The following is a 16,352-nucleotide window of genomic DNA, read 5'->3' as shown; positions in this document are numbered from 1 at the left end:
TTTTGCAGTGTTATTTAAGTTTTAAACCCGGCTAGAGCTTATATGAACTTGATCAAAGTCTCTTATTTAATTTTTTTCTAATTGATGAAACCACTTAACATTTTGATCTCTGCCTACGCCTGTCAGCCCCACATGGGCTCAGAGCCCGGTGTTGGCTGGCACCTTGCTCAGGAAATGGCCCAGCACCACCGGGTTTGGGTACTCACTCGCACTAGCAATCAATCGGCAATCGAGGCTGAACTAGCACAGCACCCTATCGACACTCTGTCATTTCTATACTGCGATCCGCCCCCGGTTGCTAACTGGTTGCCCCGAGCTCATGTGCCCCACTATTACGCTTGGCAAGTGGGTGCCTACTTTGTTGCTAAGGCACTCCTTAAAACTGTAGATATCGATCTGATTCACCATGTTACCTATGTGCGCTACTCTACCCCTAGCTTTTTGGCATTGCTGCCTGTGCCCTTTGTTTGGGGTCCTGTGGGAGGAGGCGAAATGGCTCCCAAATCGTTTTGGAGGGACTTTAGCCGCCGAGGCCAATCCTATGAAATAGTACGTAGCTTAGTTCACCGTGTAGGTGAGCTAGATCCCTTTACCGCTATGACAGCCCGCCGCAGCGCTCTGGTCAAAGCTACTACCCCCGATACCGCCCGCCGTTTGCAGCCTTTTGGCGTGACACAGTTAAAAGTTGAGTCAGAGTCAGGCCTGTCAAACCAAGAAATTGCTCAGCTCAGCCAGTGTCCTACGCCTAGTCCAACGCCCTTTCGCTTTATTAGCATGGCTCGCCTGCTGCACTGGAAAGGGCTGCACTTGGGCCTGCGCGCCTTTGCTGCTGCTCAACTGCAGCCTGATGCCGAGTACTGGATTTTGGGCGAAGGACCAGAGCGAGCCAGCCTACAGGCCTTGGCGGAGCAGCTTGGCGTAGCTGAGCGGGTTAAGTTTTTAGGTCGCCTACCTAGGGCCGAGACGCTTCAACAGATGGGCCAGTGCCATGCCTTGGTACACGCTAGCCTACACGACTCTGGGGGTTGGGTTTGCCTTGAAGCCATGGCCGCTGGTCGCCCAGTAATTTGCTTAGATCTAGGTGGGCCTAGTGTACAGGTCACCGCAGAAACTGGCATAAAAATTCCTGCTACCGACCCTGTTCAGACTGTTCAAGGTCTGTCCACCGCCATGGCGAAACTTGCCTACGCCCCCGAACTATGCCATCAAATGGGTGCTGCTGGGCAACGACGGGTGCGACAGCACTTTTCTTGGGAAGCCAAAGGCCGAGAACTGAGCCAACAGTACCGCGCTATTTGCCAGGAGGTTGACCCATGCGCATCCTAAGTATTCATAATGCTTACCAAATTAGGGGAGGAGAAGACGAGTCATGCGCTGCTGAAGAGCGTCTGCTCGAAAACCATGGACACCAGGTCGATCGCTACACTGCCACCAACGACGATATTCCCACCTACAACCCTTTGCGGTTGGCAGCCAAAACCATCTGGTCACAGACTTCCTATAAGGCTGTGCGACAAACCCTACGGGCCAACAGCTACGACGTTGTGCATGTGCAAAACTTCTTTCCGCTGATTTCGCCTTCGGTATACTATGCTGCCCAGGCTGAGGGAGTACCTGTGGTGCAGACCCTGCGGAATTATCGACTCATTTGTCCCAACGCCCTTTTTTTTCGTGATGGACAAGTATGCGAAGACTGCGTAGGCAAGGCAATTCCCTACCCTGGGATTATGCATGGCTGCTACCGCCAGAGCAAACCTGCTAGTGCCATGGTTACAGCCATGATCAGCACCCATCGAGCGTTGAAAACTTGGGATAGGCAAGTGAATTTGTTTGTTGCTCTCACCCAATTTGCCAAACAAAAGCTGGTAGAAGGGGGCCTGGCAGCCGACAAGATTATCGTTAAGCCCAACTTTATTGATCCTGATCCTGGAGTGGGCAGCGGCAGCGGTGGTTTTGCACTATATGTGGGTCGCCTCTCAGTAGAAAAGGGGTTAGACACTCTGATCAATGCCTGGCGACAACTAGCCGTACCCTACCCGCTCAAGATTGTCGGTGATGGCCCTTTAGAAGACATGGTAAAAGATGCTACCCAGACCATACCGGCGATAGAGTGGCTGGGCCGTAGGCCCATGAGTGAGGTGCATACCCTCATGGGAGAAGCCAGCTTCTTAATTTTTCCGTCGAAGTGGTATGAGACCTTTGGGCGAGTAGCAGTAGAAGCCTTTGCCAAAGGTACCCCAGTAGTGGCAGCGAAAATTGGGGCGATTGCTGAGCTGGTAGAAGCTGGCAGAACTGGACTGGTTTTCGAACCTGGTAACGCTCAAAGCTTAGCGCAGCAGGTGCAGTACATGCTTAATCACCCGGACCAACAGGCCATCATGCGCCGAATCGCTCGCCAAACTTATTTGGACCGCTATACCGCTACCCAGAACTATAGCTACATCAAAAGTATTTATAAGAAAGCTATATTCAGCAGAGCAATTTAATGACCAATTATCACTCTTTCAATAGTTATATAACCAAGAATCAGATAAGGGGATTTATATCTAACCCCAGCCTGGTTTTGGTTGCCTTTGCCAGTGCCTTCTTTCCGAGAATAATTGAGGCTATGGGGGCACCAGCACCTATAAATTTTCTACACTTTTGTATCACACCCATTGTGTGCTTGCTGGTCTACCTCCGTTGCGGAAAAACCAGTTTTAAGCAGAAATCAATTGTCCGGTCAATTTTGATAGGTCTCTATGTTTACTTTGCTGTAAGCACTGCCAGCGCCATTGTCAATAATGCTGGAGCCGTAAACATTTTTCTAAATTTCATGATTCAGTCAGAGCCGTTTTTGGTCCTGTCAGCAATTATCAGCATCCCATTCAATGAGCAATACTTAGGCAAATTTAGACGATGGGTAATGGGTTTTGGCTTACTGCATATAGTCCTATCCCTAGGTCAATATTTAGCTTTAAAGGCAGGGATTCTTACATACAGTCGCCTAACTCTCAATGACAATGTTCAAGGCGTTTTTTATCTATCTAACGGCGGCCATGTGGTAGGCGGTACTGTAGTATTCATTTATGCTATCTACTTTTATATAACAGCTAAAAAGGCCGGGTTTGGGTTACGAGCAGCGGTGCTAGCTGCTGGATTTCTTGAAATTTTAGTGGCTGATGCAAAACAAGTCCTCCTAGTCGCGGCTGTAGCTTGGATTGTGTTAATCATCAGCCGCACTAACGATATCAAAAAGACGCTTAAATACACATTGCTAGCTGCTGTAGTCATCTATGGATTTTACTGGTGTATTTACAATATAGATGTCGCCTATCTAAGCTCATTCCGAACTTGGATTAGGCCCGAGATTTATGGCCCTAACGGCGATGCCACCCTTCAAAAACTTCTGCCCCTACGCTCAATTCCTGAGTATTATACGTCAATCTTAAACTGGTTCTTGGGGCTAGGGCCAGGGCATACAGTGGGGCGCATTGGCGGTTGGATGATTCGCGATTACGACAGTTTACTTGACCCGCTAGGTGCAACTCGTCACCCAGTAGTACAATCCATTTGGGATTATTGGCTTAGCGGTTACCTCGATTCCAGCTTTTTCTCACCCTTCTGGACATGGGCAGGTATTTGGGGAGATGGTGGCTTTATAGGCCTAGGCGTTTATGTCAGCCTCTGGGTGTTACTTTGGAACAGGGTCTGCGTAGATGATCTCTCCCGATTTTTACTGTTAAACGTCATAGTCAACGGTTTTATTATGACCGGCATGGAAGAACCTGGGTTTATGCTCACTATTGCCGTGTTACTGGGATTACGATGGCACGAACTGAATCCTGTGTCATCTCAGATTCGGCAAAGCTTCTTTAACGGCAAAAATAGGTATCTGGCTTAAAGCCTGCTGCCGTTCTATAAATTTTTAGTAAAGACCACCCAATCGTTCTCTAAGTCTCCGGGTTTGATATAGCCCAGCAGAAAGATGTGATGGTGATCCTCTTCTGTGGCTCTACAACCTACCCGTCGTCTTCTATGTGTTAGCTATGACTAGTACTTCTAGTTCCCCATTTGCCACTGTGCCCCGATCACAAGCCCCTGGTGGCATCATCTTCTTAGTTCTTGGCTTAGCCTGCATTCTAGGCTTTGTGATGAACCTTCTGACTGCTGCTATTCCCCCTAGCCCCATGGCTCTTGAATGGCGGATTGGTTTTATGCAGCAGATAAGTGGCCGCAGCATTTCGCTGTTTCTAGGTGTGGCTATGGTGGTTTATAGCAGCTTAGGACAGCGAGTGCTCTCTCGCTACCTAGCGCTAGCTTGCTTAATCGGTGGTATTTTGTTTCTGCTGTCGGGCGTGATTGTTATTCGTGACGGCTTAGTGCTTCAAAATCAAGCACTTAGCACCATTAAAAGCGAGGCAACAGAAATCCGCTCTCAGCTACAAACGGCACAGGTTAATCCCAATCTGCCTCCGGAAGTTACTCCTCAACGTGTTGAAGAAGCCTTAGGCCAACTCGAGATTCAGGCCGAAGCACTCAGCCAAAATGCTCGTAGCAGCACCACTCAATCCATGATGTCTGTGCTAAGTACCCATGTTGTCATTGGTCTAGGACTGTTGGCGCTGGGTAGGGTCGCTATCAAGCACAATCACTAGGTGGCTCTACAAATGCGAAAGAGCTAGGTAGAGGTGTAGACAGCAGTTATTCCTGCCTAGCTTTTTCAACAGTATCGTGACGCTACTTTCTACAACTATGGCTGCCCCTACCTTAAACCTTAAACCTCACCTACAAACTGCTTGGGGTTGGATAATTGCTTTAGCTAAAGACTTCCATGGGCGTATTGTGCTACTGGGACTGACAGTCGGACTGATTTATCTGCCGGTGTGGCTGGGCTATTTAGTACCAAGAGCCCTCAAAGGCAAAGTTGGTTGGCTTTTAGTGCTATGTATGTTGGGGTTAGCCGCTGCTGAACTGTGGAATCGTCGTTCTGTTCTTAAAGCGTTAAGAGCTTCTGAAGAAGATCGTCTTCTAGGACAATTGTTAATTGTAAGCGCAGCGGTGCTGTTTCCATTCTGTCGCTTTGCAATTTGGCCTCAGGCATTTTTGTGGTTGGTAATCTTAGCGGGCATTGCTTGCAGCGCCTGGGGAGTTAGCTTTTTTAGTCGGTTTATGGTGCCTGTGGTATTGATTGGCCTCACCACGTACCCGCGCATTGGTTTTATTTCTCGCTTTATCTGGGATTTTTTTACTCCTTACCAATTTTTAGAAATTAAGATGGCTGAGATGGGCAGCGCCGCTATGCGGGCCATTGGTTTCCCGGCAGTGCAGGAGGGTGTCTATATTACCTTTCCCGAAGGTGCTGTAGAAGTAGGCTGGGGCTGTAATGGGTTAGACATGGCTCTTTCTATTGCCGCCACCGGATTCTTTATGGGAATTCTCTACAAGCAAAAGACCCGCCAGATGGTAATGCTTATTGGCATTGCTATGGTTATTTCACTTGTATTTAATATTCCTCGCTTAATGTTAGTGACCATTGCTCATGTGTATTGGGGCGAGTGGTGGTTTAATTTTTGGCACGGCTTCTGGGGCGGGCAAATTTTCGTCGGTATATTATTAACAATTTATTACTACGTCATGATGGCACTGGTTGAAAGATCAAAAAAGTGTCAAAAAAACAATTAAATTCCTTCTATTGATTCTTTACTGCTTTATAAGTTCTCAATAAAATATTCGTCTAATGCTGGTATTTACACTTAGATCAATTTATACTGAGTGATGAAGGACAGAAAATTGAGCCTTCTACTAGTTGATTTTTATGAGCTCTACGCTCTAGAAATGAGGGACACTACCACAGTCTATTGTCGTTCATTGAATTTACACCTTTTATGAAGAAACAGCTTTTGAGCAGTGCCCTTGCAGTAGGGACTGTAGCAACTGGTTTCATGATGCAAACCAATTCTGCAAACGCATTCACAATCCAAACTACAGGTTGTGATTTTTCAGGAGCCGTTTACTGCTCTAACGTGGAAAGCGGAAATGACAATCTCACCCAGTTGCGGCAGTTCTTGACTGACCTCAATAATTTCGTCAACCCAGATCCTGTTGCTGATCCAACCACGTGGGGCAATGGTGGGCTTAATTCTGGGGAAGACTTTATTGCTAAAGTAAATGCTCCTTCCACAGTAGCGAATGAGGGTTTGGCTGGCTATTTATCAATTGGCTATAATGGTTCTCCAGGAGACTCTAGATCAGGGACATGGCAGGTCATCAACCAATTTTTGCCTAGCGGCAATTTTGATGGCCCCTTTGTCCTTGCTATGAAAGCGGGACCTAACTTCGCCTTCAACTACTTTGACGGTACAATTCAGGCTGGAACCTGGACAACTGCCAGATTCATCAATAATGGCAATGGCAATGGCAATGGCAATGGCAATGGCAACGGCAATGGCAATGGCAATGGCAATGGCAATGGCGGTCCAGTTAACGCCTTCTCCCACGCTACCCTCTACTCCACTCCAGAGTCTATTCCTACTCCGGCACTGCTGCCTGGGCTAATTGGCATGGGCGTAGCGGCCCTGCGCAAGCGTCAGCAAGGGGAAAGCGAGAGCGCATAATAACGTCTTTAGCTTTTGCATCTGATTTATTCTAAGAGCGCTATCTCGCCCGAGAGATAGCGCTTTTCTTGCTGTTTTTTGGGGTTTTATAACGCGAAGTTTTGGAACATTTCAGTAGTATTTAGCGTCCTAGAAGTAGCAGCTTATGAGAGTTGTTGAGTAGGTTTACGGAAGGCGATGGCAGTTTGTAAAGTTAGTGTAAGTGAGTTAATAGAGCTGGGTAACTGATAAATAACGTACCTAACCTGCCCAGCTAATTGTGCATTACTTCAGGGCTTTTATTTACCAACTCTGTTTGTCGTCTTTGCCTTTGTTCTGTAGGTTTGTCTTTAGAAAATCAACCGGTAGTCTTTCTTCGAGCAAAATTGAAAGATGACCGCTGGCTGATACCTGATTAAAGCTTTGGATTGTAGCCACGCGAATTATTACCCCCCTAGACTGGAGACATATTTAACTTACAAGCCTTAGACCTGATTCTAAGGCTTAGAACAGGCATTGAGGCGACATTTATTCCCTTTAGGTTGGAAAAAAATGACGACTCAAAGTGTTCCTAGCTTGATTAAAGGTATTGTTTTTGTAGATGACTCGATCGCTGATGCAGATACGTTGCTTGAGGGGATTGACCCTAATCTAGGCGTTATTTTCCTCGACTCTGCCCAAAATGGCATAGCTCAAATTACTAATGCCTTAGAATTATTCTCTGGCTTAGAAAGCATCCATATTATTTCCCATGGTGAATCGGGCAGTTTGACGCTAGGTTCAACTGATTTCAACAGCAACAATCTAGATAGCTACAGCAGCTACCTAACCCAATGGCAAAAAGCCATGACCAGTACAGCAGATATTTTGTTGTATGGCTGCAACGTAGGGTTCGGACCCAGCGGCAAAAGCTTTTTAGATCACTTGAGCTATTTGACAAAAGCAGATATCGCCGCTTCTGACGATATCACTGGCAACTCGGGCGATTGGGATTTTGAGCTAGTCACCGGCTCCATCGAAACAGCTATAGCTTTGAGCGCCGAGGCCCAAGCTAGCTATGCTAGCAACCTCAATATCATCACCGTTACCAGTACTGCCGACAGTGGCACGGGGTCTCTACGGGCTGCCATTGCTTCAGCTCCAGCGGGCAGTGTAATTAAGTTTGCCTCGACCTTGGCCAACAAAACTATTACTCTCACCAGTGGTGAGCTGTACCTGGGCCGCAACCTCACTATCGATGCCACTGAGGTTGCAAATCTCACCATTAGCGGCAACAACCGCAGCCGAGTGTTTCAGGTAGGAAGCTCAAACAACCCAGTGACGGCCACCTTCAAAAACTTGATCATTGCCAACGGCAACGCACCCGCTGGAGGCGCAGGGGGCGGGGTGAGTGTGGCTAACTATGGTGGCATTACCCTTATGGGTTGCCAACTCAACAACAACAAAGCCGATCGCAGCGGCGGACTAATGCTTTGGGCGGGGGTTGAGGCCAAAGTGATTGACTGTAGCTTTACTGATAATGACGGAAGTCGCGTTAACAATGGCTTCAGCGGTGGAGCAATTTCTACCAATGGTTCAGGAGGAGTTGGAGAAGCATCGTTTTTAATGGTCGAAAACTCTCGCTTTACCAATAATAAGGGCTTTAACGGCGGCGCCATTTACAACTTATCTAGCCCAACAACAGTTACGAAATCTACCTTCCTCAACAACACTGCTATTGGCGATGGAGGAGGCGCTATCTTTGGTGATGGTGCTGGCCCTGGTGGCACCAGTACCACCCAAGGAACCCCGCTACTAATTCAAGACAGCCTCTTTGAATCCAACAAAGCTACAGGTGGTGGTGGGGCAATCTATGCTTGGAGCTACGGTAACGAAAAGCTGATCGTAAAAGATAGCACTCTGCTCAATAATTCGGTTACTCGCAGCGCCAGAAACTTGGCTCGTGGTGGAGGCATTGAAGCCAACGGCGGCAGTATTACGCTGCAAAACATTTCGGTGGCGAATAACCTGGCTGATGGACAGGGAGGTGGTTTGTGGGTACAAACTAAACTACCCGTCAACATTACTAACTCGACTTTTTCGAGCAATCGAGTAACCAGTGATGCGGGTGGTGCGATGTTCCTCAATACTGACGCAGCAGCCCCAGTCAACATTGTGAATTCCACCATTGTTAACAACTATGCCGGGCGGGCTAACGGGGCGCTGTGGATGAACAGCGGCAATAAGGACTCAATTACCCTGCGCAATTCGATTGTTGCTTTTAACAGGGCAGTCGATACACGGCAGAACCAAGTGGGTTACACCCCCCGAGATGGTGGCGGCAATATTGAGTTTCCAACGCCGGTAAATTCTGGCCCGCGTGTGGCTGCTAACAGCCGTATTGTCGATCCACTGCTGGGTCCGCTAATGAAAATTGGCAATGACCTGGTACATCCACTGCTGTCCGGCAGCCCAGCGATCAACACTGGAGTGAAAGGCACTGGGGTGCCCACCCAAGACCAGCGGCAGTTTACCCGTGACTCTATGCCCGATGTTGGAGCTTTTGAGCGTGGCGGGTTACCGACCACAGGCGGTTCCGGAAACGACGTTCTTTTAGGCACTTCAGCGATCAATAGCTTTTCTGGAAGCAGCGGCAACGACACCCTTTTAGGATTGCGCGGAGCTGACACTCTAACCGGCGGTACTGGAGCCGATCGCATTGTCTATACTGGGCGCTCGCAATCCGAAGCTTTTAGCCAGTCAACCTTGGCGGCGCTGGATCTGATTGTGAGTTTTGATGCCACCCAGGGCGATCGCATTCAGCTCGACTACAACAACAATTTGCTCATCTCTGAGCGGCCATCGGGCCTATTCAATGCTGGCTTGAAGAATGGCACCACCCTAGAGCAGGCCGCTCTAGCTGCTTACCAAGATAAAAATCAAGCCTCTAGTGGCGCACAAGCTATGGCGGCTAACCAAGCGGTGTTTTTTCGATGGGGAACCCGCACGTTTCTCTCAGCCAATAATGGCACCGCTGCCTTTTCCAAAGACACCGACTTGGTGGCTGAAGTTACAGGTATAAGGATGGCCGGGAGTGATTCTACCGCTGGGACTTTAACTGTGACCAATTACTTTGCTTAAAGCGACGATCTTGATCTAGTAAGCTGTCAAGCCCCGGCCGTACGGTTGGGGCTTTGGTGAGCAGGGCGGCCTACCTATGAACATCTAGTGAAGTTAAATCAAACCGAGCGGAAACCACGATCATCTCCTGAATAGGGTTGGAGTAAGCTCGTGCCCTGGCGGTGGTGTGCGATCGCTCCACCCTGAACTAAGCATTTATAGATCTGGAGTTTTATCTATGGTTGGTGCTTCAAATCCGCTTTCTTCACCTTCTCTCAGCGGTCAAGCAATTGCCCGTGTGGTAGGTCTAACCTGTGCGTTTGGTTTTATTGTCGACATGACAGCTCTCACCTTCCCGTTGGGATCGGGTACGGCTTGGCGGGTGGGGCTGCTGCAACAGATGGGCGATCGCAGTATTGTGTTGCTGATTGGCATTGGCCTACTCATCTATAGCGCCTGGGAAAATCAAAATCTGCGCAAGCCCCTCGGCTTTCTAGCCCTGGGACTTGGAACGCTCTTTTTGCTAATTTGTATGCTAGTTGTGCGCGACAGCTTTTCGCTGCACTCCCAGGCAATTGACGATATTGGCAACCAGGCTATACAACTGCAAACTCAGGTAGAAGCTAGCCGCTCTAATCCAGAGGTTGGAGGTAATGCTTCTGAAGACGACTTTGCCAATGCCCTTCGAGCGATCGATACCCAGGCTGAAACTTTAAAGCAAAACGCAAAGACTACGATTACCAAAAGCGGGATAGCCAGTACGAGCAATTTTGCCGTAGTGGGCATTGGTTTACTCAGTCTGGGTCGCTTGGCAATGGGTGCCAAGGGTCGAATTGCCGGGCGCAGCACTAAAAAGATGAGAAAAACGGTATAAATAGGGCGCTATAGCTATCTAATAGAGTACTAAAGGCTCTAGGGCGTGTCATCAAATAAGCCAGATAATGGAAGCCGCCATTATAAATCGCACTGAGAAAGGTCTCAGCCAGCTTGTCGTAGCGAGTGGCAATGGCTCGATACTGCTTGAGCTTGGCAAAGAAATTCTCAATCAGATGCCGGGCTTTATACAACTCACGGTCGTAGTCACGCGGAGTCCTACGGTTACGTTTGGGCGGAATGACGGCCGTTTTGCCCTGTTGCTTCAATCGCTCAATCACCCGTTGGTCGGCGTCATAGGCCTTGTCAGCCAGGACCGTATCGGTGGTGATGTCCTCTAGCAGTACATCGGCCCCATCGAGGTTACACTTCTGTCCGGGGGTGAGGTGAAAGCCGGTCGGATTGCCCAGCGCATCGACCGTGGCATGAATCTTGGTGCTCAATCCGCCGTTGCTGCGACCGATGGCCTGGGCGTCGGCATCCCCCCCTTTGCCCCAGCACTATGTTGGTGGGCTCGTACAATGGTGGCGTCAATCATCGCGTACTCGTTGTCGGCGTCGGCAGCGAGCGCCTGAAACACTCGCTCCCACACCCCCGTCTTGGCCCAGCGCCGAAAGCGAGTGTGAATCTTGCGAAACTGACCGAAGCGCTCTGGCAGGTCGCGCCAAGGAATGCCCGCTCGATACCGATACAGCACCGCTTCAACGAACAGTCGATTATTGGTTGCTGTGACCCCGACTGCACCTTCGCGTCCCGGCAGTAAATCCTTGATGCGTTCCCATTGATCATCGCGCAGCGCATAGCGTCGGGTCGTCATTCGAACTCTGAGGCAATAGACTACTGTCCCACTTTATCTAATTGATGACACGCCCTAGGGCTAAATCGTAGGCGATCGCGGCGTGACCTCTTCCGTTTGCAAAGCGGAGCGAGAAGTCTGAGGCGATTCCCCAACGGGGACGTTTGGCGATCGCCCCACTCCCGGCACCAGCGAGATCAAATCCTCAATATTTTGCTGCATAGTGCGGCAGATGGTGTCGAGGGGCAGATCATTAGGGTCGTGGCCAAAGGGGTTTTCAATCTCAATGCCGATCTCCTCGATGCCAAACACCGCAAAGCTGATTAGCCCCACCAAAAAGGGCGTACCCCAGCCCACCGAATCTACCATTTGAAAGGGCAGCGCCAGGCAGTAGAGCATTAGTAATTGCTTTAGGTGAATGCTGTAGGCCACCGGCATGGGCGTTTTGAGAATGCGCTCGCAGCCCCCCAGGGCATCCACCAGGTCATCCAGTGTTTCCAGGCAGTAGGTGAGCTGGTGGGTGTTGAGGGTGCCCCGGGCCTGCTGGGTTTGCAGGTAGTCGGCCACCCAAAAGGCAATTTCCAAGGGCGGGTTGTTCATCTGCCGCAGTTTGGCAAACTGGTCGGCGGTGAGCCGGCTGGCCAGTTCGGCGTCGGGGGGCTCGCCGCGCAGGTGCAGTTTCATGGCGATCGCAAAGGCGGGCAGCAAGCGCACGGCGGCGATTTTGGCCTCATAATCTTCTAGCTGGGGCGTCTCGATCGCCACCCACATCTGCCGGGCCAGGTTGCGGGTCAGATTTACCACGCTGCCCCAGAGCTTGCGCCCCTCCCAAAACCGCTCGTAGGAGGTGTTGGTGCGAAACACCAGCAGCAGACCCAGCACCAGGCTGGGCACCAGCGACCCCAAAATGGGCGACGCCACCGGCCAGCCCCGACTGTATAGCAACAAAATGCCTAGGGCGAAGGTGGCGCACAGCAGTACTCGGGGCATCACCGCCGGGATCACCGACCCCCGCACGCGAAACAGCAGCTTGAACCAGTCCTGCTCGGATTCATAGCGGCGAATGCTGCGTTTGATAGTTTGGTTTGGCACCGGCTCATTCCCCTGCACGATCTCAATTGACCTAGCCATACCACCATCGCCACGGTGATTAGGCCAAGCTGAAGATAGCAATTTTGAAGTGGCAATGGCGAGCCAGGTAGCGCATTAGCTTGTCAGATTCCTACAGGCTGAGCTATCTAGCCAGCGCTACTGCTGCCGGGACTGTAGACACTTTAGGTCAGGTCTGCGGCTTGCCCCACTTCGAAAATTTGGTCTACGGTCAGCGCCAGTTCTGAAAATGTTGGAGACGTCAGCGTCTGACCGGGACGAAAAGCCTGGCCCGCTTCATATTCCTCCCCTAGGCGTCGATACATCCACACCGTTGGCACCTTAGGAGAGCCAATAAACCGCACGCCGCCCAGGGCACGGTAGTCCACAATCCAGTACTCCGGAATGCCCAGCTTTTCATATTCGGCTAGTTTCGTCAGGTAATCATCCTGCCAATTTGTGCTCACAACTTCTACCACCAACCGCACAGAATCCCCGGTTGAAATACTGGAATGCCTCTTCCAATAGGGGTCGGTTTTGACCTTGGACTGATCGAGCACAATGATGTCGGGCAGGTAGCCCTCCCCTTCCTGCAATGGCTTGACCAAACAGGACTGAGGAATGAAGTAGGGCAAACCCAGGCGCTCAATTTCGAAATCGAGCTTTCTCCGCACTAGGCTAATCACTTCTTCATGAGCACCGATAGGGCGCATTTCTAGGATGACTCCATGGCGCAGCTCGTAGCGACCACCGTCTTCAGGGTACCGCTCTAAAAACTGTTCAAACGTGAGGGGTTGAGAGGCAGCTTGAACCATGATGGCCTCACCGATTTCTGGTTTTCTTTACGCTATACCGTGACGGCATAATCGACCAGTTGCAGCAATCGCGATCGCAGCGTCTCCAGCCCCAACCGCTCGGTAGCGGAGATAAACAGAGCTTGTGGATACTCTTCCTGGGCGATCGCCAGCACGTCGCTGCTCACCCGGTCAGCCTTGTTAAACACCAGCAGCATCGGCCCCGGCACAATTGGCATGTCTTTGAGAATCCGCATCACCCAGTGAATCTGGTCTTGCCAGGCGGGGTGCGACACATCGACCACGTGGAGTAGGGCATCGGCCTCAGTGACTTCTTCGAGGGTGGCGCGAAAGGCATCCATCAGCGAGGTGGGCAGCTCCTCGATAAAGCCTACGGTATCGGTGACCACCAGCTGGGTGGTTTCGTTGGTGGCGGGATCGGTGATCGCCAGGCGGCGGGTGGTAGGGTCGAGGGTGGCAAATAGCTGGTCAGCGGCGTAGACCTCGGAGTTGGTCAGGGTGTTGACCAGGGTTGACTTGCCTGCGTTGGTGTAGCCCACCACGGCGATCGAGGGCAGGTTGTCATCCTGGCGGCGGTGGCGCAGGCGGGCGCGGTGGGCCTGGAGCTGGTTGACCTCCTGCTGGAGCCGCTGAATGCGCCGCTGAATCGCCCGGCGCTCGGTCTCTAGCTTGGTTTCACCGGGGCCTCGGGTGCCGATGCCGCCCCCCTGCCGCGATAGAGATTGCCCGCGCCCCTTCAGCCGGGGCATTTGATACTCGAGCTGGGCCAGCTCGACTTGCAGCTTACCGGCACCACTTTTGGCTCGCTGGGCAAAGATATCGAGAATCAGCTCGGTGCGATCGACCACGCGCAGGCCCACCATGTCCTCCAGGTTGCGCACCTGCATGGGGGAGAGGTCGCGATCGAAGACGATCAGATTGGCCCCGACGGTCTGGGCCGCCAAAGCCACCTCCTGCACCTTACCGGCTCCTAGCACAGTCTGAGGGTGGGGGCGAGGCCGCTTTTGAAACATAGTTTCCATCACTTCGCCGCCTGCGCTGTCAACTAAGCGCTCTAGCTCTGCCAGTCGCTGCTCAAAGTGAGCGGGGGTTTGGTTATTGGTGAATAGACCGACGACCAGGACGCGATCGCGCTCATCCTCGACCTGCAAAGCGGTAAAGGCGCGGCTGAACTCGGCCTCTAGCCCTTCAGCCAGGGCAAGAAAATCCTGCTGGGCCAGCTCGTCTAAGTCGGTGGGGGCCGACACCAGCCAGCGCTGCTCGGGGTGGGGCACCAGGTGGGCCAGATAGGTACTCTGGATATAGCCCGTGGCCCCGCCGCCGCGCCGGGTAAAACCAGTGCCCGTCAGCGCCAGCACCGCCAGTACGTCTAGCCGCTGGAGGGCCATGGTGGTGAGAATGGCGTCGCTGGGCGGGTCGGGTTCAAATTGGGTGGCAATGCAGCGAATGCCGCTGAGGCGCTCGGCCCCGTAGCGGGGCAGTTCTGAAGGGGGAATTTGGGTCTGCCGCAGCGTGCCCACTCCCACCCGAATCACCTGGCCACGCCGGTTGACGTAGGCGCACAGGGGGCTGTCGACGTCGGTACTCACCGCCGCCAGCCGCTGGGCAAACTCGGGAGTTACTACACAATCTCCCGGCAGCCGCTGGTGATAGATGCGCTGTAGCTGCTTGAGTTGGCTGGGTTTGAGGCCCTTTAAATTGCCATAGATGGTTTCGATAAGGTCAACCTGCTCCTAAGCCGAAGGTATCTTCAACCCTGCTGAGGAGGTGCAGTTTTGCCTTTAGGAAACCAACCTCTCCCCGCATAGGCTGAGGATATAGATTATATAGCTTTTAACTTTGGCTTCTAACTCAAGGACAAGTCGAGAGATTCAAACTTTCTTATTCTTTCCCATTCATAAAGCCATAGCTGTCCGTAGCCAATTGCTCAGCCAACAGTCATTCAGCGGTAGCTATGCAAGCCTGTAGCATTAGTCTAATTAGCTTAAGGCATGGGCAACTGACAATGGTCAGAATCTAGGGGTGAGCTGATGTATAGCCATCTATTGCTAGCCAGAACTGGTTGAAACTCAAAAGAGGACGTTGTATTGATGTCCTCTTTTGAGCTTTGTCTTTCGGGCAGCAATGTGGGTTAGAGCTGTTTTGCCTAAAAGAGACCCAGCCAGTGGAAAAACCCTTGGCCAGTGGTCAGTTCAACTATCAGAGCGCCAAGAAAGCCAATCATAGCAAGACGACCGTTCCAGAGTTCGGCACTGGGGTTAGACCCAAATTCAAACTTAGTCCCGTACTCACCATACTTGCGGGTAAATTGACCGTCGTAGGTAACTTTGTCTTGGGGATTAGTCATTGTGAAAATGCCTCTAAAGGATTACGTTACAGCTGAGCAGTTGTCACACCCAAATCATAGGGGGTTGAACCCCAACGGCTCGTTCTTAAATGCACGTGTTGCAGTGACCACGAGCCTGCGGTGTGTTGTTACTCAACTTAACAATCCTGGCTGGAGCGGGCTATCTGTAGCTGGATAGAAGACTTAGTAAATTATTGCTCTGACCTAGCCATATTTAGCTGTTTGTCGGTTTGAGTTGACGGGCCAATGTAGGTTCTAGCAACAAGTTTAGGAGGGCTATAGCCCGCAACCAGGCGCGCTCTCGAAACCCAACTTACTAATCTCCATAGCTCTACCTACCCAACCATGGGAGTTGGATTACGTGAATCTCTCACTCTCTGGGATATACAGGATTCGGTATAGTACTAAGGCTGATTTTGAGGGCATACATGGCCAGACGACATCGGGCAGACCGTGAGGATGGGCAGAGCTTTATTCGGTGGCCTTCAACATCCAAGTCTTCAAATGCTCGTTTTGGGCTGTCGTCTGATCTAGATCTGATCGTTGACCGGCGGCGGCTTTACCGGTATTTAGATTCCCTAGAGGGCTTGTCGGGGGAGTGATCCTATAGCCTTTGAGGTTTCCATTCAAGTGGATGGGGCACTTACCTCTTAAGGAACATGGAAACCGGCGGGATTGGGTCTATAACGCTGTTAAGAAGCACGGCAATTTAGGCGAATTGGTGTATTCTTGTTTCGTAATTCTTGACTTCTACTGCT

At 51.1% G+C, this 16,352-nt stretch carries 12 protein-coding genes and 1 pseudogene; 8 read left to right on the top strand and 5 right to left on the bottom strand.

Annotation, left to right across the window (positions count from 1 at the left end):
• Positions 1-84 precede the first annotated feature (84 nt).
• The 8 genes from H6G07_RS10400 (at position 85) to hpsJ-C (H6G07_RS10365) (ending at position 10,548) form a co-directional block, all read left to right on the top strand.
• Entirely contained in the window at positions 85-1,326 is a 1,242-nt protein-coding gene (locus tag H6G07_RS10400) for a glycosyltransferase family 4 protein (RefSeq protein WP_073608343.1), read from the top strand.
• Positions 1,314-2,486: a glycosyltransferase gene (locus H6G07_RS10395; RefSeq protein WP_073608344.1), complete on the top strand. Its 1,173-nt coding sequence runs from the start codon at positions 1,314-1,316 to the stop codon at positions 2,484-2,486. Before H6G07_RS10400 ends, H6G07_RS10395 begins: the two co-directional genes overlap by 13 nt.
• On the top strand, positions 2,486-3,883 hold the full coding sequence (locus H6G07_RS10390; protein WP_073608345.1) for a hypothetical protein: 1,398 nt from the start codon (positions 2,486-2,488) through the stop codon (positions 3,881-3,883). The genes H6G07_RS10395 and H6G07_RS10390 overlap by 1 nt, the downstream gene beginning before the upstream one ends.
• Before the next feature lie 145 nt (positions 3,884-4,028).
• On the top strand, positions 4,029-4,637 hold the full coding sequence (hpsJ-C, locus tag H6G07_RS10385) for an HpsJ-like protein, cyanoexosortase C-associated (protein ID WP_073608346.1): 609 nt from the start codon (positions 4,029-4,031) through the stop codon (positions 4,635-4,637).
• A 97-nt stretch (positions 4,638-4,734) separates the two neighbouring features.
• A complete protein-coding gene (gene crtC / locus H6G07_RS10380) occupies positions 4,735-5,664 on the top strand; it encodes a cyanoexosortase C (protein ID WP_073608347.1) in 930 nt (309 codons plus the stop codon).
• A 176-nt stretch (positions 5,665-5,840) separates the two neighbouring features.
• Complete coding sequence (locus tag H6G07_RS10375; protein WP_139297022.1) at positions 5,841-6,596, top strand: PTPA-CTERM sorting domain-containing protein; 756 nt, start codon at positions 5,841-5,843, stop codon at positions 6,594-6,596.
• A gap of 531 nt (positions 6,597-7,127) precedes the next feature.
• The gene (locus tag H6G07_RS10370) at positions 7,128-9,695 is read left to right on the top strand and encodes a DUF4347 domain-containing protein (protein WP_073608349.1); all 2,568 of its coding nucleotides are present in this window, start codon (positions 7,128-7,130) and stop codon (positions 9,693-9,695) included.
• A 217-nt stretch (positions 9,696-9,912) separates the two neighbouring features.
• Positions 9,913-10,548: an HpsJ-like protein, cyanoexosortase C-associated gene (gene hpsJ-C, locus H6G07_RS10365; RefSeq protein WP_139297023.1), complete on the top strand. Its 636-nt coding sequence runs from the start codon at positions 9,913-9,915 to the stop codon at positions 10,546-10,548.
• A gap of 51 nt (positions 10,549-10,599) precedes the next feature.
• Here hpsJ-C (H6G07_RS10365) and H6G07_RS10360 read toward each other — a convergent pair.
• The 5 genes and pseudogenes from H6G07_RS10360 to H6G07_RS10340 all read right to left on the bottom strand — a co-directional run bounded on the left by H6G07_RS10360 (position 10,600) and on the right by H6G07_RS10340 (position 15,594).
• Positions 10,600-11,364: pseudogene (locus H6G07_RS10360) on the bottom strand (IS5 family transposase).
• Between the two features lie 60 nt (positions 11,365-11,424).
• Positions 11,425-12,474 (bottom strand): bestrophin family protein, encoded by a 1,050-nt coding sequence (locus tag H6G07_RS10355; protein WP_084173102.1) that lies wholly within the window; start codon positions 12,472-12,474, stop codon positions 11,425-11,427.
• Positions 12,475-12,617: 143 nt separating this feature from the next.
• A complete protein-coding gene (locus H6G07_RS10350; protein WP_073608352.1) occupies positions 12,618-13,247 on the bottom strand; it encodes a Uma2 family endonuclease in 630 nt (209 codons plus the stop codon).
• Between the two features lie 32 nt (positions 13,248-13,279).
• Complete coding sequence (hflX, locus tag H6G07_RS10345; RefSeq protein ID WP_479684956.1) at positions 13,280-14,836, bottom strand: GTPase HflX; 1,557 nt, start codon at positions 14,834-14,836, stop codon at positions 13,280-13,282.
• 557 nt (positions 14,837-15,393) lie between these two features.
• Complete coding sequence (locus H6G07_RS10340; RefSeq protein WP_073608354.1) at positions 15,394-15,594, bottom strand: CAB/ELIP/HLIP family chlorophyll-binding protein; 201 nt, start codon at positions 15,592-15,594, stop codon at positions 15,394-15,396.
• Between the last annotated feature and the right edge of the window lie 758 nt (positions 15,595-16,352).

Source organism: Phormidium tenue FACHB-1052 (assembly GCF_014696675.1).
In the GTDB taxonomy this organism is placed as follows: Bacteria; Cyanobacteriota; Cyanobacteriia; order Phormidesmidales; family Phormidesmidaceae; genus Nodosilinea; species Nodosilinea tenuis_A.
This window is presented reverse-complemented; position numbering and strand designations above follow the sequence as displayed.

Coding starts and splice junctions, on each gene's coding strand:
- H6G07_RS10400 (WP_073608343.1), top strand. CDS start 85: ATGAAACCACTTAACATTTTGATCTCTGCCTACGCCTGTCAGCCCCAC.
- H6G07_RS10395 (WP_073608344.1), top strand. CDS start 1,314: ATGCGCATCCTAAGTATTCATAATGCTTACCAAATTAGGGGAGGAGAA.
- H6G07_RS10390 (WP_073608345.1), top strand. CDS start 2,486: ATGACCAATTATCACTCTTTCAATAGTTATATAACCAAGAATCAGATA.
- hpsJ-C (WP_073608346.1), top strand. CDS start 4,029: ATGACTAGTACTTCTAGTTCCCCATTTGCCACTGTGCCCCGATCACAA.
- crtC (WP_073608347.1), top strand. CDS start 4,735: ATGGCTGCCCCTACCTTAAACCTTAAACCTCACCTACAAACTGCTTGG.
- H6G07_RS10370 (WP_073608349.1), top strand. CDS start 7,128: ATGACGACTCAAAGTGTTCCTAGCTTGATTAAAGGTATTGTTTTTGTA.
- hpsJ-C (WP_139297023.1), top strand. CDS start 9,913: ATGGTTGGTGCTTCAAATCCGCTTTCTTCACCTTCTCTCAGCGGTCAA.
- H6G07_RS10355 (WP_084173102.1), bottom strand. CDS start 12,474: ATGGCTAGGTCAATTGAGATCGTGCAGGGGAATGAGCCGGTGCCAAAC.
- H6G07_RS10350 (WP_073608352.1), bottom strand. CDS start 13,247: ATGGTTCAAGCTGCCTCTCAACCCCTCACGTTTGAACAGTTTTTAGAG.
- H6G07_RS10340 (WP_073608354.1), bottom strand. CDS start 15,594: ATGACTAATCCCCAAGACAAAGTTACCTACGACGGTCAATTTACCCGC.